Raw genomic sequence first — 376 nt, forward strand, 5'->3', positions numbered from 1 at the left:
TTTGGAGATATTGTGTATCCTTATCCTTATCTTTCGTGTGCAGCTAAACACCAAATCATATCTACCAAATATGGTATTCTTGTACCAACATCTTTATAATGTGGGCCCGTAGCTCAGACTGGGAGAGCGCCGCCCTTGCAAGGCGGAGGCCCCGGGTTCAAATCCCGGTGGGTCCATACCTCATTTTTCATATTCATAAGAAATTAATTTGTACGTGCAGCTAGTATCACTGAGTGATAGCTAGTGAAGGGATAAGACAATGCAAATGAGAATTTGTGTTTGTCAATGTATATCCGTGCATAAGTAACCCTACTGGCATTAACTGATTAGAATAGCAGTTATAATGTAATATTTTAAAAAATGCTTAGTTTGTAAT

Annotated in this window: 1 tRNA gene; it reads left to right on the forward strand. The window is 38.8% G+C overall.

The features are described 5' to 3' along the window. Positions 1 to 102: 102 nt before the first annotated feature. A tRNA-Ala gene (locus A994_RS12760) sits at positions 103 to 176 on the forward strand. Positions 177 to 376: the final 200 nt, after the last annotated feature.

The sequence above is a fragment of the Methanobacterium formicicum DSM 3637 genome (assembly GCF_000302455.1).
In the GTDB taxonomy this organism is placed as follows: domain Archaea; phylum Methanobacteriota; class Methanobacteria; order Methanobacteriales; family Methanobacteriaceae; genus Methanobacterium; species Methanobacterium formicicum_A.